Source organism: Microbacterium sp. 20-116, assembly GCF_041079415.1.
In the GTDB taxonomy this organism is placed as follows: Bacteria; Actinomycetota; Actinomycetes; order Actinomycetales; family Microbacteriaceae; genus Microbacterium.
The window spans coordinates 139077-162926 of the sequence record NZ_JBFYGP010000001.1 but is presented as its reverse complement, the minus strand read 5'-3'; the positions used below and the strand labels follow the sequence as shown (position 1 = coordinate 162926).

Here is a 23850-nt window from a genome sequence, read left to right as displayed (position 1 = left end):
CCGACACCATTCGGGTGTCCGAACGTCTCGACGCGCTGCCGTTCACCCGTCGTCACGGGCGGATCCTGGGCGGGTCGGGTCTGGGGTGGGCCCTGGATGCCATGGACGTGGGCCTCATCTCGTTCGTCATCGCGGCCCTCAGCGTGCAGTGGCAGCTGGCGCCGACGCAGGCGTCGTGGATCGCGTCGGCGGGCTTCGCCGGTATGGCGATCGGGGCGAGCGTCGGAGGGTTGCTGGCCGACCGGTTCGGGCGCCGGTACGTCTTCGCGCTGACCCTGCTGGTCTACGGTGTGGCGACCGGTGCCAGTGCGCTGGTGGGCGGTCTGGCAGCGCTCCTCGTGCTCCGCTTCGTCGTCGGTCTCGGGCTCGGGGCCGAGCTGCCGGTGGCCTCGACGTACGTCAGCGAGTTCGCGCCCGCGCGTATGCGGGGCCGGCTCATCGTCTTCCTCGAGGCGTTCTGGGCCGTCGGGTGGACCGCGGCGGCGCTGATCGGCTACCTCGTCGTGCCGTCGTCCGCCGACGGCTGGCGCTGGGCCTTCGCGCTCGGTGCGATCCCCGCGGTGTACGCCCTGATCGTGCGGTGGGGTCTGCCCGAGTCGCCGCGCTGGCTGGCTTCGCGCGGACGCAACGCCGAGGCGATCGTCATCGTGCGCGATCTCGAAGCCGCGGCCGGTCGCATCGCCCTCGAGGCTTCGACCGAGGGGGTCGCGCCCTCCGCTCCAGCCCCGCGCCCGCGCGTGAGCACGCTCTGGGCCCCGGCGCTGCGGGCTCGCACGGTGGCCCTGTGGGTGCTGTGGTTCTGCGTGAACTTCTCGTACTACGGGGCGTTCATCTGGATCCCCACGATCCTCGTGGCCCAGGGGTACGATCTCGTGCGCTCGTTCGGATTCACCCTCGTCATCACGCTCGCGCAGCTGCCCGGCTACGCCGTCGCCGCGTGGCTGATCGAGGTCTGGGGTCGGCGCGCGACACTAGCGGCCTTCCTCGCCGGTTCCGCGGTGGCCGCGGTGCTCTTCGGCACCGCGACCGGTGAGGTCGCGGTGATCGCCGCGGGCATGGCGCTGTCGTTCTTCAACCTCGGCGCCTGGGGCGCACTCTATGCCGCGACCCCCGAGACGTACCCCACGCCGCTGCGCGCCACCGGCTCCGGCTGGGCCGCGGGCGTCGGGCGGATCGCGTCGATTCTCGCGCCGCTCGCCGTGCCGCCGTTGCTCGGACTCGGGGGCGCCCCGCTGCTGTTCATCGTTTTCGCGGCGTTCTTCGCGGTGGCCGTGGTGGCGGCACTGTTCCTGCGCGAGCAGCGCGGGCGCGCTCTGGCCTAGATCACCCCGACCGTCGCGGAGGTGTTCGCCGCTCGAGCCTCCGGCCGCACGACGGGACGCGTCCCGGAGGGCACCCCGCTGCCTGCGACCGCATCGCGCCCGCGTAGGCTCGAGCCATGGCATCCGTCCGCTACGTCGCGATCGGCGACTCGTTCACCGAAGGCGTCGGCGACGAACTGCCCGACGGCACCGTCCGGGGCTGGGCCGATCTGGCGGCGCAGGGATGGGCGGATGCCGCGGGGGAGCCGATCGAATACGCGAACCTCGCGATCCGCGGCAGGCTCATCGAGCCGATCGTCGCTCAACAGCTCGAGCCCGCGCTGGCGCTGAAGCCGACGCACCTGTCGTTCAACGGCGGCGGCAACGACATGCTGCGTCCGCGGACGGGCATCGACCGCATCGTCGACCTCTTCGACCACGTCGTGCGCCGCTGCGATGAAGAGGGCGTGAAGCTCATTGTGCTGTCGGGCGCGAACCCCACGGCCGGGCTTCCGCTGGGTGCGCTCATCGAAGCCCGCGGCGACCGCCTCTCGCGCGCCGTCGAGAAGCGCCTCGAAGCCCGACCCGACGTGATCACGGCGTACAACTGGTTCGACCGCGAGCTCGCGGGCGGGGAGTTCTGGTCGGTCGACCGGCTGCACATGAACGCGCGCGGTCATCACCGGGTCGCCGCGCGCGTGATCGAGTCGGTCGGCCTCACCCCGCCCACGGAGTGGTGGAACCTGCGCGAGATCCCCGAGGCCCAGCGTCTGAAGGGCACCGCCTATTACCGCGAGCACGTCGGCCCCTGGGTCCGCCGGCGTCTTACGGGCACCTCGTCGGGCGACAACCGTCAGGCGAAGTTCGGCGGCGGGTGGGTGGAGCTGACGCCGGGGGATTGAGCGACGTCGTCCTCGGATCGCCGGGTCTCGGCATCCGCTGATCTCTGCGCACATGCCCTCGTCGAGATGTGCCCCCTGCGAGACTGTGCGCGGGGGGAACATATGAAGAGAACCGTTTTTGCGCTCATCGTCGCTGTCGCGACCGTCGCCACCGCCACGAGCTGCGCGGCGCATGCCGCAGGCGCATCGGGGCCGACACCGACCGAGAGCATCACTGCGTCGTACGCATGCCCCACGATGGAGGGCGTGCAGCTGCCGCCGGAGTGCGCTCCCTACGATCCGGATGCGGCGATGGCGGCGAACGAACGGTATCGCGACCGGATGAGCATCGACGACGACGCGCGCGCGGCCGCCGAGGATGTCTCGGCCGATATCGTCGCCGTGCTGCGGACGGCAGCCAAAGAGAAGGAGCTGTCGGCCGAGGAGGTCGCCACGCTGCTCGACGAGGGGGGAGCGCTGTCGCCGCAGGTGCGCGCCGAGGCGAACAGCGTGCTTTTCGCGGCGACCGGGCCGCAGGGCGGCTGCCTTTTCGGAGAGGTGTCCGGCACCTCCGTCTCGGTCGAGATCGGCGGCTACATCCTCGACGGTGGGTGCCTACCTGCGCAGTGAGCGGGAGACCGGGGCGGCGTCAGCCCCTCAGCGACCGCGGCACTCCGCGGTCAGCGAGTCCGCAGGACTCGTGCGTCAACTCGACGATCACGGGGAGATCGAAAGACGGGCTACCGGTGGGGACCGCTTCGACACGGTATGTATCGCCGTCTACATCAACCCGATAGTCCCCGGCGGCGAAGGGGTGCTCGCCGCCGCGCCGAGAGCCGCTGTCCACCTTGGTAGCCAGCAGACCGTCCGTCCGGAGGACATCCACCGTCGTGTGCCGCCACGGCGTGCTCTCGCGGACGACGTATCCCGTCGCACACCCGTTCGCGTTGAGCGGCACCACCGAGCTCTCCGAGAACAGGGCCACCAGAATCCCCGCGGGGATGATTGCGCAGAAGGCGAGGAAGCGTAGCGGGAGGAAGAGCACCAACCACCACCGCGGTGCCGGTATCGCGCAGACGAGCACGAAGAAGGCGACGGCGGACGCCATCCACGCTGCGACGACGATCTTGCCCGCATCCCATGACCCCACGAGCAACTCGGTCTTGCCGTCGCCCTGCCGGGAGAGAGCCCCCACGCCGGTGATGATCGCGATGGCTAACGCCAGCAGCGTGGCAGCGACGAGGATGACGAGCCCTCGCCACGGGCGGGCGGATTGCTGTCGAACCGGTGAGGCGAGGACGTCGGTCACCCGACCCACCCTGGCAGCATCCCCTGGACAACCCCCGCACACCGAACCCATGGGATCCGAGGCGCATGATGAGACCATGACTCTCGCACTCGTCACCGGAACCACCAGCGGCATCGGCCTGCACACCGCGATCCAGCTCGCGCAACGGGGGGTGACGGTCGTCGCCACCGTCCGCGACACCGCGCGCGCCGACGCCCTGCGCTCCGCGGCATCCGAGGCGGGTGTCGAGCTCGACATCCGGGCCCTGGATGTGACGGATGCCGAGGGCGCCCGCGCCCTGATCGAGGCCACGGGCCCCGTGGACATCCTCGTGAACAACGCCGGGCGCGGCGCCGTGGGCACCCTCGAACAGGTGAGCGACGACGAGCTGCAGGAGCAGCTCGAGACGAACTACCTCTCGGTCGCGCGTCTGACCCGTCTCGTCCTCCCCGATATGCGTGAGCGGGGGAGCGGCCGCATCGTGACGGTGACGAGCGTCGGGGGAGCGGTGGGGCAACCGTTCTCCGACGCGTACTGCGGCGCGAAGTTCGCCGTCGAGGGTCTCATGCAGTCGCTCGCCCCGGTGGTCGCCCCCTTCGGAGTCGATGTGTCGATCGTCGAACCGGCCGCCGTCGCCTCGTCGTTCGTCGACTCGGTGCACCGCGCCGCCCCCGGCCCGTACGCGGAACTGCAGCAGGCGTACCTCGACCGCGCGGCGACCTCGTTCGCATCGGCGCAGTCGGCGGAGGACGCCGCGAAGACCGTCGTCGAGGCCGCCACCACCTCGGCCCCGCGGTTCCGCTGGCAGACCTCGGATGCCGCGACCCAGTTCGCCGGCCTGTCGCTGGGCGACCTCGACGGTTCGCGCGTGCTGGGCGTGACGTCGGGGTGGGTGCGGCGCGGTTGAGGGGTGGTCGCGTTAGCGTGGGCCCATGACCCGGGTATGGCTGGATTCGATGGAGTGGGAGTGCTGCGGCGATCCGTTCGCCGTCGGAGACGACGTGGACTTCGTGATCGAGGGACGGACACTGTCCGTTGAGTTCATCCGGAACCTGGGTGCCGAGCTGGCCGCGACGGTCGACGCCTTCGAGGCGCGGCATCCGGAGGACCCCATCGACGATCGCGTGCGCGGACGGGTCACGGGCGTGCAGATCGTTCTGCAGGAGACCGTCGACCGTTTCAGCCTGCGGCGCCCCGGGCACGGTGCAACTGCGGATGCTGAGATGCCCGCCGAGGAAGAACTTCGGCCGCTCTCGGGGCGCGAACTCGAGGGCGGGTTCTTCATCGGGACGCGCCCCTCGCGATGGATACGCGCGTCGGAGCCGGTGCCGGAGGCGATCGAGCTGGTGCCCACCGACACGGTCCCGGGGGAGAGGCCGGAATCGAGCGACCCGGTCGCGGAGGACGACCTCGACGTGCCCGAGCCCGCCGAACAGCATCGACGTGTGCGCAGGGGGTGGCTCGTCGACGTCGACGAGACGAATCGTTAGGGCCCCGCGCCGGCGGGTGCCCAGCCGCACACGGCATCCACCATCTCGGTCACCGTGGAGCGGCTGTCGAGTCGCAGCACCGGCTTTCCGATCGCCGCGAGCCACCTGCCGTGCTCGACGCGGCTGCGACCATCGAAGGCGGGGTCGTCGTATCCCTCAGCCCACCTCCGAAACACCCGCCAGGCCTCGTCGTCGTGCGGCTGACCTCTGCGGCGGATGACCTCGCGCGCTTCCCGTCGACGCAGGCGTTCCGTGGGGTCCAGGGTGAGGAAGACGATCGCGTCGCACTCGGCGACGACCGACTCGCCCCACCCGAGCATCGACCCGGAGAGCACCCAGGCGGGGCGCGACACGAAGATCTCGCGCATCAGCGCGACCCTCTGCATCTCGTCCCTCTTCTGGAGGAACGGGGGAGTGGTCGGCATCCAGAAGTAGTCGTCCGCATCGGCGTGCGGAACCGCCCACCGCGCGGCCAGCGCGTGACCCAGCGTGGTCGTTCCGCTGCCGCTCGCGCCCAGGATGTGCAGGCGGGAAACATTCATCTCGCCGGGTCCCGTCAGGGCAGGATGCTGTCGACGTACCCGCCGTCGACGCGCAGAGCACCGCCGGTGGTCGCCGAGGTCGATGCCGACGCGAGCTCGATCGTCATGGTGCTGCTCATTCCGGTTTCCACCCTTCGTCGCGTTCGACGCCAGCCCGAGAGGCCTGGGGGAGGTCCGCGGAGCGGCATCGACTCATCAGACTTTAATCAAGACACCTCGCGAGCACACGCGTGCCTGCCATAGAGTTATCGGGCGATAACAACGTTCTCGAAAGCGAGGATCGCGATGACCCGCAACCAGATCTTCACCCGCCGGCGCGCGGCCAGCCGGGCAACGACCGCGCTCGCCGCCTGCCTCGTCGGCGCATCCCTTCTTGCCGGATGCACCATCGCCATCGACGACACGCACGACGCGCTCACCCCGGGCGAGGACTCATCTTCGAACGACATGGACGTCTCCGACGGCGTGGGGACCCCATCCACGACGACCCCCTTCCCACGCATCACGAGTTGCGATCAGGTCGCCGGCGCGCTTGCGTCCTTCGTGAGCGGGATGACGCTGGTCGGCGAGAGCATCGCCGATGACGGCGTGCTCTGCCAGTGGGCCGCGCCCGACGAAGGCCCCTTCGCCAGCGTGACCGTGGCTGCCGCCGATGACGTTCCGACCCGTGACGCGCTGGAGATGCAGGGCACGATGCTCCACCTCACTCCGACGCGCATCGACGACCCGCGCCTGGACGATGTCCGTGGACTCGGCGTCCGGTGGACGACGGACGGCGCGCCCGACAGCCCCGGGTACTCCAATGTGTACGTGCCCGGAGTGTCGATCGAACTGCACGATGGTCGGCACGGCGGCTCGGGCGCCGAGTCCTACGCACCCAGCGATGACACCACGGCGACCGTCGCGCTCGCACTGCTCGGCCTCTGACGCGTCAGCATCACCTGACGCCTGCCCGATCGCGCCCAGGGACATGACGGGGAGGGCTTCGTCGGTTCAAGCTGACATAATGTGCATTATCGGCGTCAACGCATCGCGCCACCGACCGTCCCGCACGGACGCATAAACGCTCTCAGCGCTCAGAAACGCGAGCACAGACCGTTTCTCGTCGCGAATCGCGTTTATGCCTGTGGATCACGCCCGGCGACGCGGCCGAACCGCAGCGGGGACCCGAAATCGACCACGACGCCGCGTCCAGCCGACGGCGCGGAGACGGCGTCCATAAACGCTTCCGACGCGCATGAACACGAGCACAGCGCGTTTCTGGGCGCAGATCGCGTTTATGCCTGCGCCGGCCAGCCCTCAACCGAGAACTTCCGCCAGGAACGCCTTCATCGCATCCCAACTCCGCCGCTCCGCGACCGCCTGGAACTGCGCGCCGTGCTCAGGCACGTTGGCATCCGGAAGCGTGAACGCGTGCATGGCACTGGCGTATGTGACCACCTGCCAGTCAACTGACGGCGCGGTGCGCAGGTCATTCTCGAATGCCAGCAGGGCTTCGTCGGGGGCGACGGGGTCGGCGGCCCCGTGGAGGACGAGCAGCTTCGCGGTGATTCGTTCCGCCTCGCCCGCCGGTCCGGTCAGCAATCCGCCGTGGAAACTCACCACCGCATCGACGGCGGCGCCCGTGCGGGCGAGCTCGAGCACGGACGAACCACCGAAGCAGTAGCCGATCGCCGCGGTGCGCTGCGAGTCGACCGAGGGTTGCGAGATCATCTGGTCGAACGCCTCGGTCATCCGCTTACGCCACAGCGGCCGGTCTTGATAGAACCCTCCGGCGACAGCCGCGGCATCTTCCGCCGACGGGCGCACGTCCGCGCCGTACACATCCGCCGCGAAGCCCGTGTAGCCGAGGCGAGCGAGCATGTCGCAGCGCATGCGCACGTAGTCGGTCACTCCGAGCCAGTCGTGGACGACGAGGACTCCCGGGTGCCGCTCCTCCCCTGCCGGTCGAGCGACGTATCCGCGGTAGTCGACCCCGTCGACGCGGTAATCGACATCAAACGATTCGATACCGGATGCCGGGGCGGGTTCGCGATCGAGGATGCCGGAGAGGGCGGCGGAGTACATGGTCATGCGGTTCTCCAGGGGGTGAGGGATCGTGTCGTTCGGAGACTAAACCCCCGACGCCGGAGACAGCCGGGTCTTGCCCCTCAGCGCCGACAGACGAAGAACAGCCGCCGCGCGTCGTCTGAAATCGGCTGATCGCGCCCACCGCTCGCCTCGACCCGTGCGAAGCCGGCGTCTGCCAGCATCGCCCGCACCTCGGACAGAGCCACGGCGTACTCGGCGATCCTGTCTTCGACGACCGTGCCCTCGCGCTCGATCCGCACGTGCCAGTCGAAGCGGTCGTCACCAACGGCGTGAATACGCATCGACACCGTTGCCCCGTCGGCCTCGGCGGTGTGCTCCTCGCCGGCATCCATCCTCAAACGACCGAGGGTGTTCATGTCGAACAGGAACACCCCGTCGTCCGCCAGGTGCACCGCGGCCGTGGCGAAGACCGAGGGCCAATCGCTGCCGGGCAGGTGATTGATCGTGTCGTAGACGCACGCAACCACGTCGAACGTGCGTCCCAGCGACAGCGACCGGATGTCGGCTGCGACGAACGCGGCATCCATTCCCTTCGTCCGGGCGATCTCGAGCATCTCGGGCGAGACGTCGACGCCCACCTTCTCCCACTCCGCGGGCAGCAGCTCGAGGACAGCTCCGGTGCCGCAGCCGAGCTCGAGCAGCGAACCCGGCACGACCCCCGAATCCCCCACCCGCCGTTCGACCCACCCGGCGAAGGCCTCGGCCGCCCCGCTCTGGACGGTGTCGTAGAAGGGTGCGAACTCGGAGTACATGGGCCTCATCCCACCACGACGTCACGGACGGGACCAAGACCCCCGCTACGCTCGAAGTGATGACTCCCCCAGCCGCCCCCGTGCCAGCCCCCGGCGCATGAGCGGCGTCTTCACCGGATTCGCCGTCGTCGGACTCGCTGTCGTCGTCGGCTACGTCATCGCCCGCATCGACCTGCTGGGCCCGCACGCGCGACACGTGCTCAGCCGCCTGACGTTCTTCGTCCTCTCGCCGTTCCTGCTGTTCACGGTGCTCGCGAAGGCCGACGTCGCGACGCTGTTCTCGGCGCTGCTTCCGGTGTCGATGATCACCGCCGCCGTCATCATCGGCGTCTACGCCCTCGTCTCGGCCCTGATCCTGCGGCGCCGTGTCGGCGAGACGGTGATCGGCGCGCTGTCGGCGGGCCAGGTCAACAGCAACAACATCGGCATCCCGATCTCGCTCTACATGCTCGGGAACGCGGCCTACTCGGCCCCGGTGATCCTGTTCCAGTTGCTGATCCTCATGCCGATCGCCCTCTCCATCCTGGATGCCGCGACCTCGGGCTCACGAAATCTCGGGCGCCTTCTGCTGCAGACGGCGAAGAACCCCATGCTCATCGGCTCGGCTCTCGGTGTGCTGGTGGCCCTGCTCGACATCGATCTGCCGCCCATCGTCTTCGACCCCCTGCACCTCATCGCGGGTGCCTGCGTGCCGGTGCTGCTGATGTCGTACGGCATGTCGCTGTACGGCCAGCGCGTGCTCACCGAGCCGGGGAGGCGTGTCGACGTCGTGATCGCCTCGGCGCTCAAACTCCTCGCGATGCCGGCGTTGGCGTGGCTCGTCGCGACGCTGTTCGCCCTGCCCGCCGACCAGGTGTTCATCGTCGTCGTGCTCGCGGCTCTCCCGACGGCGCAGAACGTCTTCAACTTCGCGCAGCGCTACGGAGTCGGCGAGATCCTGTCGCGCGACGTCGTCTTTATCTCCACCCTCGGCTGCCTTCCGGTGCTGTTCACCGTGGCGCTCCTGCTCGAGCACTCCCCCGCGTAGCACCGGTCGCACTCGTCGACCCTCGGGTCTAGGGTGAGACCTGTTCTCAGCTTTTACTCAGAAAGGCTCGTCATGTCGCCCTCCACGACCAGTCCCGCCGTCGGCGCCGTCCGCACTGCGCTCGGCGTCAGCGGAGTCCTCTCGCTCGTCATCGGTCTGCTCATCCTCATCTGGCCCGGCCGCACCGCCGAGGTCGCCGTGGGCATCATCTCGGTCTACGTGATCATCGCGGGCCTGGTGAACATCGGCATCGGACTGTTCTGGCGCTCCGGTTGGGCGCGTGTCGGCTACCTCGTGCTCGGCGTGCTCTTCATCGTCGCGGGCATCTTCTCGTTCGCGAACCTGTCTGCCACGACCGCGTGGTTCGGGGTGTTCATCGGCTCCCTGGTCGGCATCCTGTGGATCATCGAGGGCGTCGTCTCGCTCACGACCGCCGGTCACGCCTCGAAGGCGCGGGCCTGGACGATCTTCTTCGCGATCGTCAGCATCGTCGCCGGGATCGTGCTGCTGTTCTCGCCCCTGCTGGGCGCGGTGACGCTGTTCCTGCTGATCGGCATCTCGCTGGTGATCCTCGGTGTCTTCCAGATCGTTCGCGCGATCCAGTTCGGCAAGGCCGTCTGACCTTCATCGACGGGGGGCCCGGATGCCGTGGCATCCGGGCTCCTTCTCTGTCACCGCACCGGCAGGTAGCGGCTCCACCAGTCGAGAACCGCTTCGAAGCGCTGCACGCGGTGCTGCGGGCGACCGGCCCGGGTGAGCTCGTGGTCTTCGCCGGGGAAGACCAGCATCTCGGCCTCGACGCCGTTGCGCTTGAGGGCCGCGTAGTAGCGCGTGGCCTGCTCGAGCGGGCAGCGGTAGTCGAGCTCGGAGTGCAGCACGAGCGTGGGCGTCTCGACCTGTTCGACCACGGCCATGGGGCTTTGCGCGGCGACCAGAAGCGGATCGGTGCCGACGTACTCGTCGCCGAAGAACGAGCCGATGTCGCTCGACCCGGGGAAGGCCGTGGGGTCGAGGAACCCGCGCTCCACGATCGCACCGGCAAAACGGTGATCGTGCGCGATGATCCACGCGGTCATGTACCCGCCGTACGAGCCGCCCATCACCCCGACCCGTTGCGCGTCGAGCCGCGGGTCTGCCGTGACGATGCCGTCGAAGAAGTCCATGACGTCGAAGTAGTCGAGCGTGCCCATGCGGCGGCGGATCGACCGGCCGTGCGCGCGGCCGTACCCGGCACTCCCCCGCGGGTTGCTGTACACCACGGCGTAACCGGCGTCGACGAGCACCTGCGTCTCGTCGAACAGGTGCACGCCGTAGGAGGCGTACGGGCCGCCGTGGATCTGCAGGATGACGGGGAACGGTCCCTCGCCTTCGGGCACCGCGACCCAGCCGTGCACGGGGTACCCGTCTCGGCCGGCGACCTCGTGCTCGACCGGAACGACGATGCCCGCCGCCCGCGCGGCGGCGCCGAACGTCGTGAGGGCTCGCACCTCGGGCCCGTCGATGACGACGAGCTCGCCGAAGGATTCGGGAGAGGCGACGGATGCCACGATCCGGCCCTGCGCCACCGCGTGCCCCGACACCTCGAGGTCACCGCCGAGCACCTGCTCGACCCGCCCCTCGCGCGATACGCGCAACAGACGCAACCGGCCGCGCGTGCGGTCCTGCACGAGGACGTCGTGGCCGTCGAAGGAGAGGTGGCTGCCGACCTCGCCGAGGTCGATCGTCTCGGGGTCGGTGAGCAGGCGGGGGCCGTCGACGTCGAGCACGAAGAGCGCGACACCGGGCGCGACGAAGTCGGTGCCCTCGTCGCCCACGTCGTTCGCGAGCGCGAAGACGGCGCCGTCGGGTGCGACATCGACCGTCGCCACGGAGAGGTTCTCGGTCGACCCCAGCACCTCGCGCTGCTCGCCGCTGTCGGCGGAGATCGCCACGATCCGGTCGCGCAGGTCGCGGCGAGCGGTCTCGATCACGTCGGGCACGCTCAGCAGTTCGGCGCCGTCGATGGTCCAGACCACGCCGCTCCAACTCGTCTCACCGTGGGTGAGCTGCACGGCGGGCTCGGGCACGACATGCTTCTGCGAGGCCTCCAGACCGGGGGCCGGCTCATAGAACGGCTCCGCATCGGTGGCGGGTGCGTCCACGACGAACACCTGGGCGGGCCGATCGAGGTAGCCGAGACCGTTCGCGTGCCAGCGGATACCGGTGATCCGGCGGGGCGGTTCGGCTGCGGCATCCCGACCCTCGACGGTGCCGTACCGCCCGGGTTCGAGAACGCGCGCGGTGAAGCCGAGACGCGAGCCGTCGGGCGACCAGGCCAGGTCGAGCACTCCCCCGGGCTGGTCGGTGACCTGCACGGGTTCGCCGCCGTGTCCGGCGACGACGAAGACCTGGGCGCGGCCCCTGTCATCGGGGCGAAGGAACGCGATGGTGCTGTCGTCCGGCGACAGACGAGGACTGCGGTCCGCTACCCCGCGCGTGATGCGGCGCGGCGAGCCGTCGGGCAGGTCGACCCGCCACAGCTGGCCCACCGCGCGGTCGGCCTCGAGGTCGGGGCGCGAGGTCGCGAAGACCGCGAACGCACCCGTGGCGGCGATCGCGGGCCGACCGACCCCGATCAGCGTCTGGATGTCGGTCGGCCGCACGGTCATTCGCCTCCGAACGAACCCGTGTCTCCGACGAGTCGGGTGTTGTCGGCGGGAACCGGGTCGACGGCTGCGCGGGCGACCTCGGCGGCGAACTCCGAGACGTTGTAGAGCTTGCCCGCGTCCTCGCGGCGGGCAGAGATCGCGCCGGGGTTGGCGCGCTCGAGCAGGGTCGCCGTGATGGTGCCCTCGATCATGTCGCCCGAGACGACCGTGAAGCCGATGCCGCGCTCCTGCAGGGCGGGGATCTTCTCGCGCAGGGCGTCTTCGCCGGCGCGCTTGGACAGGGCGACCGGCTCGTACTCGGGCATGGTCGGGGTGGTGCGGATGAAGTGCGCCTGGTGGCTGGTGACGAAGACCACGCGGGCGTCGTCCTTCAGCAGGGGCAGGGCCGTCTCGAGCACGTTGACCTGGGCATCACGGTTGAGCAGCAGAGCGTAGTCCTCGGCCATACCCGACTCCATGCCGCCCGAGGCGTTGAGAACCAGGATGTCGAGACCGCCGAAGGTGCGCTCGACCTCGTCGAACATCGCCCTGACCGACTCGGGATCGGTCAGATCCGCACCGACCACCAGGGCCTGACCGCCGAGCTCGCGCAGCTGCGTGGCGAGCTTCTCAGCGCGCGGCGCCTTGTTGCGGAAGTTGATGACGACGTTCGCGCCGGCCTCGGCGAAGTAGCGGACGGTGTCGGCGCCGATGCCGCGCGACGAGCCGGTGACGAGGGCGGTCTTGCCGCTCAGCGAGCCGGACGGGAGGGTCTGGGACACGGGAGTTCTCCTGACGATTCGGAATCAGCCACCAGCCTATCGACCGGGATGCCGTGCCCCGGCGGCGTCGACTCCTATGGGGACGTCGAGAACCGGCCCGGGTGTCGGCAGCCGGTGCTACGTTCAGGCGAGGAGGCACGAAATGGACGTTCTCTCCACCCTCGAGACCTGGGCCTGGATCGGCTGGATCCTGCTCATCCTCGTCTTGCTCGTGTGCGAGATGCTCACGGGCGAGCTCACGTTCCTCATGGTGTCGGCGGGAAGCCTCGTCGGGCTCGTCTCCGATCTGTGGGGTGCACCGCTCTGGCTGCAGATCATCGCGGCCGCCGTGGCTTCCGTCGCGCTGCTGCTGTTCGTACGACCACCGTTGGTGCAACGGCTGCACCGCGGCTCCGACCCCCGACCGTCGAATGTCGAGGCGTTGCTGGGACTCGAGGGACTCGTCCTCTCGCGGATGTCCGCGTCGGTTCCGGGGCAGGTCAAGCTCTCCAACGGCGACGTGTGGACCGCACGCGCCGACACCGACACACGGATCGACCCCGCCACGCGCATCGAGGTCGTCCGCATCGACGGCGCCACCGCCGTCGTCCGCGCGCGCAGCCAGGAGGCGACGTCATGAACGAACTGATTCCCCTCATCGTCGGTTGGGTCCTCGCGGCGGTGGTGACCATCTTCGTCGTCGTCGTGCTGTTCCGCGCGATCCGCATCATCCCGCAGGCGCGCGCCGGGGTGGTCGAGAGGCTCGGCCGGTACCACAAGACCCTCTTGCCCGGTCTGAACCTCGTCGTGCCCCTGGTCGACCGCGTGCGACCGCTCATCGACATGCGCGAGCAGGTCGTGTCGTTTCCGCCGCAGCCGGTCATCACCGAGGACAACCTCGTGGTCTCGATCGACACCGTCGTGTACTTCCAGGTCACCGATGCGCGGGCAGCGACCTATGAGATCGCCAACTATCTCGGCGCCGTCGAGCAGCTCACCACCACGACGCTGCGCAACGTCGTGGGCGGGCTCAACCTCGAGCAGGCCCTGACCAGCCGTGACAACATCAACGGGCAGCTTCGTGTGGTCCTCGACGAGGCCACCGGCAAGTGGGGCATCCGGGTGGGTCGCGTCGAGCTGAAAGCGATCGATCCTCCCCTCTCGATCCAGGACTCGATGGAGAAGCAGATGAGGGCCGAACGCGACCGCCGCGCCGCGATCCTCACGGCCGAGGGGTCGAAGCAGTCCCAGATCCTCGAAGCCGAGGGGCGTCGCCAGGCCTCGATCCTCGAGGCCGAGGGCGACCAGCAGGCCGCGGTCCTGCGCGCCCAGGGTGAGGCCCAGGCGATCCAGTCCGTCTTCGCGGCCATCCACGAGGGCCGCCCCGACGACAAGCTCCTCGCCTACCAGTACCTGCAGATGCTCCCGAAGATCAGCGACAGCGCTTCCAGCAAGCTGTGGATCATCCCGAGCGAGTTCACCGAGGCGCTGAAAGGGATCTCCGGAGCATTCGCCCCGAAGAGCGCGGGCGAGGACTCCCCCACCCTCACGCCCGGATCGAGCGGTCCCGCACCCCGATGACACGGCATCCCTACCTCTCTCGCTCCTCGCCGCGCGTGCTCGCCCATCGCGGTCTGGTGACACCGGATGCCGCCGCCCAGGGCGTGGTCGAGAACTCCTTCGCCGCGGTGGCCGAGGCGCACGCGGCCGGGGCCGAGTACGTCGAGTCGGACTGCCACCTCACCGCCGACGGCGAGGTCGTGCTGTTCCACGACGACGACCTGAAGCGGGTCGCCGGCGATCCGCGGGCGATCGCCGATGTGCGCCTACGCGAGATCGAGGAGCTGATGGCCGAGCGGGGAGGTCTCGTCACCCTCGCTCAGGCCCTCGAGGCGTTCCCCGAGGTGCGTTTCAATCTCGATGTGAAGGCCGCGGCCGCAGCCCGAGAGGTCGGTCGGCTCGTCGCCCCTCACGTCGAGCGCGTGCTGGTCACCAGCTTCTCCGATGAGCGACGCCTCGACGCGCTCGCCGCCGCGCGCGAGGCGGGAGCTGCGACGCGCCCGGCCACCTCCCCCGGGTCCGGCACGATCGCTCGGCTCCTCGCCGCGCGCGCCCTGCGTCAGACGCGACGCGTCCGCGCCCTGCTCGAGAGCGTCGACGCCCTGCAGATCCCCGAACGGCAGGGGCCGATCCGCGTCGTCTCGCCCGGCCTGATCCGCGACGCGCACGCGGCCGGGGTCGAGGTGCACGTGTGGACCGTCAACGACGAGATCGACATGTCGCGTCTGCTCGACCTCGGCGTCGACGGCCTCGTGACCGACCGCGCTGACGCCGCCCTCGCGGTGGTGAACGAATGGGGAACGACGCCTGTCTGAGCATCCACTGTGAAACTCGTCAGGACGCGCACAGTTCGAATAAAGCGCACAGGTGCGAACGTTATACATGGGGACCGACGAGAGGACCACAAAATGGCAGACCGCAGTCTCCGCGGCATCCGACTCGGCGCCCAAAGCCTCCAGAGCGAAGACGGCGTCGTGTTCCACGACCGTGCACAACACACCTACTCCTGCAGCACCTGCGGACGCGACACCGTCCTGACCTTCGCGGCTGACGCCGAAGTGCCCGACGCCTGGGAGTGCCGCACCTGCGGTGCCGAGGCTCTCCTGCGCATCGGCGAGGGCACGGCGACCGTCGACCACAGCGCCGACAAGGCCGCCCGCACGCACTGGGACATGCTCCTGGAGCGTCGCACGATCCCCGAGCTCGAGGAGCTCCTCGAAGAGCGCCTCGCGTTCGTCCGCGCTCGTCGCGGCGCCGGGAACGAGAAGCTCAGCGCCTGACGCTGACCCGCCGATTCAGACGCCGGCCCCTTCGGGGGTCGGCGTCTTCTTCGTGGCCCGCGAGCGGATGGCCAGGACGAGCCCGGCGGCGATCAGCCCCGCGAGGCTCCCCCACCCGAGAACGATCTTCACGGCCGGCCCGATCACGACGGCCGGGGTCAGTCCGGTGCGAAGCGGCACGTCGGTGAGCATGTGTCCCGCAGTGTCCGGCGGCAGGGAGTCGAGCGTCGACCCGTCGGGCGCGATGACCTGGCTGGTGCCCACCGTCGACAGGTTCACCACCGCGCGGCCGGTCTCGATCGCGCGCATCTGCGCGAAGGCCAGCTGTTGGAGGTTCTCGTCGGTGCCGCGGAAATCGGCGTTGTTCGTCTGGAACATGTAGACCTCGGCGCCCTCGTTCGCGCCGTCCCAGACGACGTCGTCGTAGATGACGTCGAAGCAGATCGCGAGCCCGACACCGACCCCGTCGAGATCGATCAGCGGCGGGGCCGTTCCGGGAGTGTACTCACGGCCGATGAGCCCGATCAGATCGGGGGCGAAGGGTTCCCAGAACGCGCGATCGGGAACGTACTCCCCGAACGGCACGGGATGCCGCTTGTCATAGGTCGACCCCTCCTGCCCGGAAGCCGTCCACAGCAATGAGGAGTTGAACAGCTCCGAGCCGCGCTCGGTGACCGCCGAGACCAGCAGGGGCGCATCCATGCGCCGCGAGAGCTCCGCGAGCGTCGCCGCCGTCGCCGGGTTCGAGGTGGGGTCGGAGTCGACACCGCCCTCGGGCCACAGCAGCACGTCCATCTTCTGTCCGAACAGCGGAGCGGATGCCGCGAGCTGCGCATTCAGCACGGCGTTGCGCGAGCGCTGGTCGAAGTACCCCGCCGGACCATTGCCCTGCACCGCACCGACGCGGATCGAGCCCGCGTCGGTGGTGGGGAATGCCGGGAGGGCCAACAGCACCACCAGCACCAGCGCCGCGGGGAGGGCGCCGGCAACGCGGCGCACGCGCCCGCCGCGCACGAACTCGATCGCCATCGCGCAGAACAGCACGACCAGGAACGACAACCCCGACATGCCCACCCACGACGCGACCTCGGCGAAGGGGCTGTTGACCTGCGAGACGCCGATCCGCCCCCAGGGGAAGCCGCCGTAGGGCCACGAACCCACGATCTGTTCGCGCAGGGTCCAGAGGGCGGCCACCAGCGCCGGAAGCAGCAGGAGCCGTCCCACACGCCCCGGTGCGACACGGGGCAGCCAGCGATACGCCAGCGCGATCGGTGCCGCCAGAACGGCCGTCAGCAACGCCTCGAGTACGAACAGGGCCGCCCACGGGATGGGCCCGAGGTAGCGGGCGGTGAAGAGCAGGTTCACCGAGAAGAACGCCACCCCGAAGAGGAATCCGATCAGAACGGCCGACCAGAACCGGCGACCGATGAGGGTGACGAGCGCGAGCGCGACGGCGGGGAACGCCATCGGCCACCAGGCGAGGGCGGGGAAGGCGGTGACCAGCAACAATCCCGCCACCACGGCGAGGGGCGCGGCGAACGCGAGGCGCAGCGGTGGCGCGGGGGCTGCGGCCGGCGCTGCATCGACGGCCACGGACGAACGGCTCATGCCGAGGTGTAGGCCACGATGCCGCGTCGAACGGAATCGAGAGCGGTGCGAGCGGTCTTGGCGAGCTTGGGCTCGGCGACGAGCGAGATCTGGTCGAGCAGGTCGATGGTCTGCTTCGCCCAGCGGACGAAATCGCCTGCGGCCATGTCCGCGAGCGTCAGCACGCTATCGAGCGGCAGACCTTTCGCCCACGCGTGCATGGCCGGGGCAAGCCCGGAAGCGGGCGGCTCGGAGCCGGGCAGACGGTGGTCGCGCTCGAGGTCGTCGAGTTGCTGCCACAGGGTCTGCGTGGTGTCCAGAGCCTCGCGGAAGGCACCGCGCGGCAGCCCCCGCTCACCCGGGCCCGCCTCGTCTCGACGCGGTTCGTAGACCAGGCAGCACGCGAGCGCTGCCAGAGAGGGGGCGTCGAGTCCCTGCCACAGGCCCTGCCGCAGCGACTCGGCCACCAGCAGGTCCCGCTCGCCGTAGATGCGCCGCATCGTGCGGCCGGCCGGTGTGAGCACGGTTGCGCCGTCTTCCTCGATCGCCACGTACTCGAGGGTCGCGAGCACCTCGACCACACGGTCGAAGACGCGCGCGACGGTGCCCGTGCGCTGGTCGATCTGATGGCGGGTCTTGTCGGTGGTGCGCTTGAGCTTCCAGTACCGCTCCGCCCAGCGCGCGTGCGACTCGCGATCGGGGCACGAGTTGCAGGGATGCCGCTGCATCCGCTTGCGCAGCGACTGGATCTGCTGCTGTCGCTCGTCGCGCAGACGGCGGGGCGCCGTGGCATCGCGTCTATTGATCTTCTCGAGGTCGCTGAGCTCGCGGCGGATCGTGGAGTACTCGCGGAAGTCGCCGCGATCGCACGTCATGGCCTTCTCGTAGCCGTCGAGCGACTCCTCGGCCTCTTTCACCTGACGGGCGAGGCCGACGACCGAGCGATCGGCCTGGAACTGCGCGAACGACGACTCGAGGATCTCGCGGGCGCGGGCGCGACCGAACTGATCGATGAGGTTGACGGCCATGTTGTACGTGGGCCGGAAACTCGAGTTGAGCGGATACGTGCGCCGCGAGGCGAGGGCGGCGACCGATTGCGGGTCGAGCCCCTCGGTGAACTGCACGACAGCGTGACCCTCGACGTCGATCCCGCGGCGACCGGCGCGACCGGTCAACTGGGTGTACTCGCCCGAGGTGATGGCGACGCGCGCCTCACCGTTGAACTTCTCGAGCTTCTCGAGCACGACCGTGCGCGCGGGCATGTTGATGCCCAGGGCGAGGGTCTCGGTTGCGAAGACCACCTTGACGAGCTTGCGGCGGAACAGTTCTTCGACGACCTCTTTGAACGCCGGGAGCAACCCCGCGTGATGCGAGGCCATACCCCGCTCGAGGTTGTCGCGCCACTCCCAGAAGTGCAGCACGGCGAGGTCTTCGTCTTTGAGCGTGAATGTCAGTTCGTCGACGATCTGGCGGATCTCGACGCGCTCCTCGGCCGAGGTCAGACGCACGTTCGCCCGGCGCAACTGCTGCACGGCGGCATCGCACCCGGCGCGGCTGAAGATGAAGAAGATCGCGGGGAGCAGATGATTCCGCTGCAGCAGCTCGACGACCTCGGGGCGGTCGATGCGCTCGATGCGCGGCCCCTGCTGCGCGCGCAGCGGCTTGTGTCCGCCGCGACGCTGGTGAGCGTGCCGCGGGCCGCCCGCATGCCGCTGGGAGCGGTACTCCTGCGCGCGACGGTTGTTCTCGTACCCGCCGGCGTTTCCGCCGCGGATGCGCAACAGCTCCTGGTTCACCTGCGCCGTGGCGACCCCCGCACGATCGTCGAACAGGGGCAGCAGATCGCCCCGGACCAGGACATGCTGTTCCAGGGGCACCGGCCGGGTCTCGGACACGATCACCTCGGTGTCGCCGCGCACGGTGTCGAGCCAGTCGCCGAACTCCTCGGCGTTCGACACCGTCGCCGACAGCGACACGAGCTTGACCGACGGAGGGAGGTGGATGATGACCTCTTCCCACACCGCCCCGCGGAAGCGGTCGGCGAGGTAGTGCACCTCGTCCATCACGACGAAGCGCAGGCCGCGGAGGGCCGGCGAGTCGGCGTAGAGCATGTTGCGCAGCACCTCGGTCGTCATCACGACGATGCGCGCCGAGGCGTTGATGTTCGTGTCGCCCGTGAGCAGGCCGACCTCGTCGTCGCCGTAGACCTCTTGCAGCTCGTGGAACTTCTGGTTCGACAGCGCCTTGATCGGGGTCGTGTAGAACGCCTTGTCACCGGGCTCGAGCATCGCGAGATGGATCGCGAACTCTCCGACGATCGTCTTTCCTGCGCCCGTGGGGGCGGCCACCAGGACGCTGCGGCCGTCCTCGAGGGCATGGCATCCGGCGATCTGGAAGTCGTCGAGCTCGAAACGCTGCATCTCGGCGAAGTCCGCCGTGTGCGGGTGCGTGGAACGGGCGGCGGCGCGAGCGAATCGCTCGGCCGGACTGGGCGAGCTCACGCGATGGGCCCCGACGGCATCTCGGACGCCGCGAGTCGGCGGGCCTTGCGCCGGTCGAACAGCATCGACACCCCGGCCGCCGCGAAGAACAGCACGGTCAGGATGCCGGCCAGCATCAGCATGCTGATGATGTCGGCCGCAGGGGTCGCGAGAGCCGAGAACAGGGTCGCGATGAGGATCGCCACGCGCCACCCCTTGAGGATCGCCTTGCCGCTCATGATGCCCGCGACGTTCAGGGCGACCAGGAACACCGGCAGCACGAACGCGACGCCCACCACGATCATCAGCTTGAAGACGAAATCGTAGTAATCGGTGGCGTTGTAGAAGTTGACGCCGCCCTCGGGGGTGAAGCCCCACATCAGCTCGATCACGTGCGGGACGATCAGCAGGCCGACCCAGCAGCCGACGAAGAAGAGCGGCACGGCGGATGCCACGAACCCGACCGTGTACCGGATCTCTTTGCGCGTGAGCCCGGGCATGATGAACGCCCAGATCTGCCACAACCACACCGGCGCCGACAGGAAGATGCCGATCGAGAAGGCGATGCGCATGCGCAGATCGAAAGCCGAAGTCACCGAGGTGAAGTTCAGCGCCGAGAAGTCGTCACCGCGGCGCTCGGCGATCACGCGGATCGGCTCGGTGATGAGGTGGATGATCGGATCGGTGATGATGAAGGCCACCACCATGCCGACAACGAGCGCGAGCGCCGCGATCATCAGACGCTTGCGCAGCTCGACCAGGTGCGCCCCGATCGACATGCGCTTGTCGCGCCGCGGCCCTTCGGGCACGTCGATCCGCGGCGGTCCTGCCATCGCCACGGGTTAGACGGTGGGGTCGGTCGACCTGCGCGGCTCGGGAGCGACGGTCGGCGTAGTGCCGGCGTCGGTGGCGCGCGGGGCTTCGGATGCGGCAGCGACCTCGTCGTCGCGCTTCATCTCCTTCATCTCACTCTTGAACACTCGTGCCGACTGACCCATGCTCTTCGCGAGAGCGGGGAGCTTGGCGGCACCGAACAGAAGAAGGATGACAGCGAGAACGATCAACAGGTGCCATCCGGTCAAACCCTGGAACATGGGGACTCCTCGTCTCGTTCGGGCGGTGCTTCAGTCTAACCCGGGCGCTGGGAGCGTGCTCCGCCGCGCGGGAACCCGGCGGAATCGGTCAGGATTCGGGCGTGTACTGCGCGAGTCCGGCAGCCGCCCAGGCAGCGGCCGCGCGCCGCGCCCCGGCGGGCTCCAGCAACTCGACCTCTCCCCCACGACGCGCCGCGAGCCGCTTGAGGCTCTGCTCATCCGCCAGCCGGAGGGAGGCGACGGCCAGAGCATCGTCTGCTCCCTCGATCTCGGCGCGCTCGAGGTAGTCGGACAACAGGGGCGCCACCGCTCGGGGGAAGCGGAAGCGTGCGACGACCTCGTCATCGGTGGGTGCGAAGAGCTCGGGCACCGGGTCGGCGCCGTGCACGGCCGCGATGTCGGTGACGCACGCATCGCTGACGCGGTCGAGATGGAAGGTGCGTACGGCCTGTCGCAGGTGATCCCAGCCCTGCAGGTACCACTGCCCGTTCGCGATGTGCACCTTGATCGGGTCGACCGTTCGGGTGATGGGGTCGGCACCGGGGGCGTGATAAGTGAAGGTCACGGCGACGCGCGAGCGCAGGGCCTCGTCGACCACGTCGCGCACGCCGTCGACGGGACCCGGGGCGACGATGACGGCGGCCGGAGCGGTCGCGGCGCCCCGCGCGAGCTTCGACAGGAGCTCGGTGACGAGCTCGCTATCCCCGAAGCCCGGCAGACTCCGCGCCAGCTGAAGGCCTGCCAGCAGCGCCGCCGCCTCGCGTGCGGTCAGGCGCGGAGATCGCTCCAGACCCACCGTGTTCGTGATGGCGATCACATCGTCGCGATCCAGCAGATCCCAGTCGATGTCGAACAGGTCGTGGGGAAGCTGCCAGTACCCCCGCTCGCCGGGCAGACCGATCACGGTCAGACGCTCGACCATCGCGCGCATCTGGTCGGGAGCGACCTCGAACTCCGCCGCGGCCTCGGCGACCGAAACCTCGCCCTTGCCCAGGAGGTAGGGGACGAGCTGCAGCAGGAGCGCGGCGCGGTCGAGAGCGGCGACGGGACGGTCGGTGCTCACGCGGCACCCCCGTGAAGAGCGAGCGTCGCCTCGAGCCGGCGGATGACCTCGGAGCGCAGGTCCGCGGGCTCGACGACGCGCACCTCGGGGCCGTACGAGGCGAGCTCGTCGGCGAAGACGTGCAGGTCCACGTACGGGACGTAGATGCCCTGGGGCGCCGCTTGGGCGCGGCGGTCGAGCCGCAGCGCCGCCTCGGTGCCGGGGTGCACTTCCAGCAGAGCGCGTTGACGGGCGGCGACGGCGCGCAGGCCGTCGAGCGCGCGCTCCCCCGCGCCCTCGCGCTGTTCGGCGGGGAAGCTCTTGCGCGTGGCCGCCACCTCGCCGACGATCCGCGAGAGAAGGAAGGTGCGATCCGCGTCGACGTTGAGGTCGTAGCCGTAGACATGCCACCGTGCCTCGTACTCGACGAGCGCGAGGGGCTGCACGCGTCGCTCTCGCGGCCGTGCTTCTCCGGGTCGAAGGTAGGCGAAGGTCACGACACGGCATTGCTCGATCGCCCGCTGGAGGGCGGCGAACGAGGCGTCGCGCACGCGGATGCGCGGGGCATAGCCGATGATCGGCTCGTCGACGGGGATGCCGAGGGCCCGGATCTTGCGCAGTCCGCTGCGCGCGTCGGCGGACAGCGACTCGCTCCCCCAGACGCCACCCGCGATGTTCAGCAATGCGACCTCGGCGGGGCTGAACGTGATGTCCTCGGGAAGCGCGTACTCGGCGGTCGGCACGCGGTAGCGCGCTTCGCGAAGGTCGTCGGGGTCCGCGCGATTGCCGATCGTCTCGATCGGCACGCCCAGGCCGCGCAGGCTCTCTTTGTCGCGCTCGAACATCTTCTCGAGTGCGTCTTTCGACGCGCCCGCTTCGAGCTGTTCGCGGTAGCCGGCCACCGACGACAAGATGGTGTCCTTCGTCAGCCCCTGCTCGGTCGCCATGAGGGCGACGACGAGGTTCACCAGACGCTCCTCGGGAGCGCTGCGGGACACGGTGGCGGGCACCCGCCCATCCTAGGCGTCGAGCGCGGAGCGGGTGCAGAGCAGTGCGTTCCGCGACCGCCCGAGAGAACTCCGGGTCAGCGGATGCCGATCAGCTGACGGTCCCGATTACGTCGATGACATAGACGAGAGCCGCATTGGCGGGAGCCTTGAGGATCTGCTGATCCTGCGCGGTCTGATCGGCCGGGACGACGACGAGCACCTGCGAACCGACGGTCTGTCCCTCGAGTGCCGAGGCGAGGGCCGGCGGCAGCTGCGACACGGTCGCCTGCCCGGGCGCGCCGTTCTTCCACGTCGAGGCGAAGGTGGTGGTCGCGCCCCACGCGACGCCCTGGACGTGGATGACGACCGACGAGTCGGCGGCCAGCACGTCGCCGTCGCCTTTCTTGATGGTCTGCGAACGCACCTGCGTGGGCGCGTCACCGGCAGGCATGACCACACCGGGAGTGCCGTCGGGAGCCCGCACGACCGAGGGCATGCCCGAGTCGGCGTTGTACTGGTCGGCGCCGTCGGCCGCGGGGAGGAAGACCTTGCGCACATCGAAGACGAAGACCGCGCCGTCGCCCTCGTTGACGCCGAGAGCCTGAGCACCCTGGGTACCCAGCTCGGAGCCGGGGATGGCGACGGCGACGCGCGACCCCTCGGCGACGCAGTGCAGCAACGGCGCGATCGCGGGGATCGCCTGCGTCAGGCGCGGCAGGGGCGTCGCCGACTTCACGTCGGCGGCGTAGGTCGTCGCGACCAGCTGCGAGCCGGTGGCGGCGTCGAACACCGTCACGTCGACGAGCGAGAGCTGGTCGTCGCTCGTGATGCGCTGCCCGTCGCCCTGGATGAGCGTCTGCGTACCGGCGGTCTCGGGGATGAAGGGCGAGCGCACCGACACGGTGGGCGCGGTGCCGAAGTCGCCGCTGGCCTCGACCACCGAGGCGATCGCACTGTCGGTGGGCGTCGGGCACGACGAAGAGGCGGATGCCGAGCACCCGACGAGGCCGAATCCGGCCAGGGCGGTCACGGCCACGAGAGCGGGGAGTCTACGCACC

General features: G+C 69.5%; 25 protein-coding genes. 12 read left to right on the top strand and 13 right to left on the bottom strand.

The genetic code is table 11. The features are described from left to right. The first annotated feature begins 14 nt into the window (after positions 1 to 14). The 3 genes from AB6V29_RS00710 to AB6V29_RS00700 all read left to right on the top strand — a co-directional run bounded on the left by AB6V29_RS00710 (position 15) and on the right by AB6V29_RS00700 (position 2812). Positions 15 to 1322 carry an MFS transporter gene (locus tag AB6V29_RS00710; protein WP_369356484.1) on the top strand — a complete coding sequence of 436 codons (1308 nt, stop codon included), beginning with the start codon at positions 15 to 17 and terminating at the stop codon, positions 1320 to 1322. 116 nt (positions 1323 to 1438) lie between these two features. Then, positions 1439 to 2203: an SGNH/GDSL hydrolase family protein gene (locus AB6V29_RS00705; protein WP_369356482.1), complete on the top strand. Its 765-nt coding sequence runs from the start codon at positions 1439 to 1441 to the stop codon at positions 2201 to 2203. Positions 2204 to 2440: 237 nt separating this feature from the next. Then, positions 2441 to 2812 (top strand): hypothetical protein, encoded by a 372-nt coding sequence (locus tag AB6V29_RS00700; protein ID WP_267787378.1) that lies wholly within the window; start codon positions 2441 to 2443, stop codon positions 2810 to 2812. Between the two features lie 19 nt (positions 2813 to 2831). On the opposite strand, the gene AB6V29_RS00695 is transcribed toward AB6V29_RS00700, so the two are convergent. Next, a complete protein-coding gene (locus tag AB6V29_RS00695) occupies positions 2832 to 3491 on the bottom strand; it encodes a hypothetical protein (protein WP_369356480.1) in 660 nt (219 codons plus the stop codon). Between the two features lie 76 nt (positions 3492 to 3567). Here AB6V29_RS00695 and AB6V29_RS00690 point away from each other — a divergent pair, with 76 nt between their 5' ends. Continuing rightward, positions 3568 to 4377: an SDR family oxidoreductase gene (locus AB6V29_RS00690; RefSeq protein ID WP_369356478.1), complete on the top strand. Its 810-nt coding sequence runs from the start codon at positions 3568 to 3570 to the stop codon at positions 4375 to 4377. Positions 4378 to 4402: 25 nt separating this feature from the next. Continuing rightward, positions 4403 to 4960 carry a DUF6578 domain-containing protein gene (locus AB6V29_RS00685; protein WP_369356476.1) on the top strand — a complete coding sequence of 186 codons (558 nt, stop codon included), beginning with the start codon at positions 4403 to 4405 and terminating at the stop codon, positions 4958 to 4960. Here AB6V29_RS00685 and AB6V29_RS00680 read toward each other — a convergent pair. Beyond that, positions 4957 to 5502 (bottom strand): hypothetical protein, encoded by a 546-nt coding sequence (locus AB6V29_RS00680; RefSeq protein WP_369356474.1) that lies wholly within the window; start codon positions 5500 to 5502, stop codon positions 4957 to 4959. The genes AB6V29_RS00685 and AB6V29_RS00680 overlap by 4 nt on opposite strands. 285 nt (positions 5503 to 5787) lie before the next feature. Here AB6V29_RS00680 and AB6V29_RS00675 point away from each other — a divergent pair, with 285 nt between their 5' ends. After that, positions 5788 to 6429 (top strand): hypothetical protein, encoded by a 642-nt coding sequence (locus tag AB6V29_RS00675; protein ID WP_369356473.1) that lies wholly within the window; start codon positions 5788 to 5790, stop codon positions 6427 to 6429. 372 nt (positions 6430 to 6801) lie between these two features. On the opposite strand, the gene AB6V29_RS00670 is transcribed toward AB6V29_RS00675, so the two are convergent. Both AB6V29_RS00670 and AB6V29_RS00665 read right to left on the bottom strand, forming a co-directional pair. Beyond that, positions 6802 to 7575 carry a dienelactone hydrolase family protein gene (locus tag AB6V29_RS00670; RefSeq protein WP_369356471.1) on the bottom strand — a complete coding sequence of 258 codons (774 nt, stop codon included), beginning with the start codon at positions 7573 to 7575 and terminating at the stop codon, positions 6802 to 6804. 77 nt (positions 7576 to 7652) lie between these two features. Beyond that, positions 7653 to 8345, bottom strand: a complete 693-nt coding sequence (locus tag AB6V29_RS00665) for a class I SAM-dependent methyltransferase (RefSeq protein ID WP_369356470.1) — start codon at positions 8343 to 8345, stop codon at positions 7653 to 7655. Between the two features lie 97 nt (positions 8346 to 8442). Between AB6V29_RS00665 and AB6V29_RS00660 the strand changes: the two genes are divergently transcribed. Continuing rightward, complete coding sequence (locus AB6V29_RS00660; RefSeq protein ID WP_369356469.1) at positions 8443 to 9372, top strand: AEC family transporter; 930 nt, start codon at positions 8443 to 8445, stop codon at positions 9370 to 9372. A gap of 72 nt (positions 9373 to 9444) precedes the next feature. After that, on the top strand, positions 9445 to 9993 hold the full coding sequence (locus AB6V29_RS00655) for an HdeD family acid-resistance protein (protein WP_369356467.1): 549 nt from the start codon (positions 9445 to 9447) through the stop codon (positions 9991 to 9993). Positions 9994 to 10043: 50 nt separating this feature from the next. Here AB6V29_RS00655 and AB6V29_RS00650 read toward each other — a convergent pair whose 3' ends face one another. After that, on the bottom strand, positions 10044 to 12014 hold the full coding sequence (locus AB6V29_RS00650; RefSeq protein ID WP_369357148.1) for a prolyl oligopeptidase family serine peptidase: 1971 nt from the start codon (positions 12012 to 12014) through the stop codon (positions 10044 to 10046). A gap of 2 nt (positions 12015 to 12016) precedes the next feature. Continuing rightward, positions 12017 to 12781, bottom strand: coding sequence for an SDR family oxidoreductase (locus AB6V29_RS00645; protein WP_369356465.1), 765 nt, complete (start codon positions 12779 to 12781; stop codon positions 12017 to 12019). A 142-nt stretch (positions 12782 to 12923) separates the two neighbouring features. Here AB6V29_RS00645 and AB6V29_RS00640 point away from each other — a divergent pair, with 142 nt between their 5' ends. The 4 genes from AB6V29_RS00640 (at position 12924) to AB6V29_RS00625 (ending at position 15600) form a co-directional block, all read left to right on the top strand. Beyond that, positions 12924 to 13400 (top strand): NfeD family protein, encoded by a 477-nt coding sequence (locus AB6V29_RS00640; protein WP_210075244.1) that lies wholly within the window; start codon positions 12924 to 12926, stop codon positions 13398 to 13400. Next, entirely contained in the window at positions 13397 to 14341 is a 945-nt protein-coding gene (locus tag AB6V29_RS00635; protein ID WP_369356462.1) for an SPFH domain-containing protein, read from the top strand. The genes AB6V29_RS00640 and AB6V29_RS00635 overlap by 4 nt, the downstream gene beginning before the upstream one ends. Then, complete coding sequence (locus tag AB6V29_RS00630) at positions 14338 to 15135, top strand: glycerophosphodiester phosphodiesterase family protein (RefSeq protein WP_369356460.1); 798 nt, start codon at positions 14338 to 14340, stop codon at positions 15133 to 15135. The genes AB6V29_RS00635 and AB6V29_RS00630 overlap by 4 nt, the downstream gene beginning before the upstream one ends. 93 nt (positions 15136 to 15228) lie before the next feature. Next, positions 15229 to 15600, top strand: coding sequence for an RNA polymerase-binding protein RbpA (locus tag AB6V29_RS00625; protein ID WP_150956331.1), 372 nt, complete (start codon positions 15229 to 15231; stop codon positions 15598 to 15600). Positions 15601 to 15615: 15 nt separating this feature from the next. On the opposite strand, the gene lnt is transcribed toward AB6V29_RS00625, so the two are convergent. The 7 genes from lnt to AB6V29_RS00590 form a co-directional block, all read right to left on the bottom strand. Further along, entirely contained in the window at positions 15616 to 17208 is a 1593-nt protein-coding gene (gene lnt / locus AB6V29_RS00620) for an apolipoprotein N-acyltransferase (protein WP_307316635.1), read from the bottom strand. Beyond that, complete coding sequence (locus AB6V29_RS00615) at positions 17205 to 19688, bottom strand: DEAD/DEAH box helicase (protein ID WP_210075253.1); 2484 nt, start codon at positions 19686 to 19688, stop codon at positions 17205 to 17207. Before AB6V29_RS00615 ends, lnt begins: the two co-directional genes overlap by 4 nt. Further along, entirely contained in the window at positions 19685 to 20446 is a 762-nt protein-coding gene (gene tatC, locus AB6V29_RS00610) for a twin-arginine translocase subunit TatC (protein WP_210075391.1), read from the bottom strand. The genes AB6V29_RS00615 and tatC overlap by 4 nt, the downstream gene beginning before the upstream one ends. A gap of 63 nt (positions 20447 to 20509) precedes the next feature. After that, positions 20510 to 20761 carry a Sec-independent protein translocase subunit TatA gene (gene tatA, locus AB6V29_RS00605; protein ID WP_210075255.1) on the bottom strand — a complete coding sequence of 84 codons (252 nt, stop codon included), beginning with the start codon at positions 20759 to 20761 and terminating at the stop codon, positions 20510 to 20512. Between the two features lie 88 nt (positions 20762 to 20849). Then, positions 20850 to 21824, bottom strand: a complete 975-nt coding sequence (locus AB6V29_RS00600; RefSeq protein WP_267787393.1) for a WYL domain-containing protein — start codon at positions 21822 to 21824, stop codon at positions 20850 to 20852. Next, the gene (locus tag AB6V29_RS00595) at positions 21821 to 22813 is read right to left on the bottom strand and encodes a YafY family protein (protein ID WP_267787394.1); all 993 of its coding nucleotides are present in this window, start codon (positions 22811 to 22813) and stop codon (positions 21821 to 21823) included. Before AB6V29_RS00595 ends, AB6V29_RS00600 begins: the two co-directional genes overlap by 4 nt. Positions 22814 to 22901: 88 nt before the next feature. After that, positions 22902 to 23849: an FKBP-type peptidyl-prolyl cis-trans isomerase gene (locus AB6V29_RS00590; RefSeq protein WP_369356456.1), complete on the bottom strand. Its 948-nt coding sequence runs from the start codon at positions 23847 to 23849 to the stop codon at positions 22902 to 22904. Position 23850: the final 1 nt, after the last annotated feature.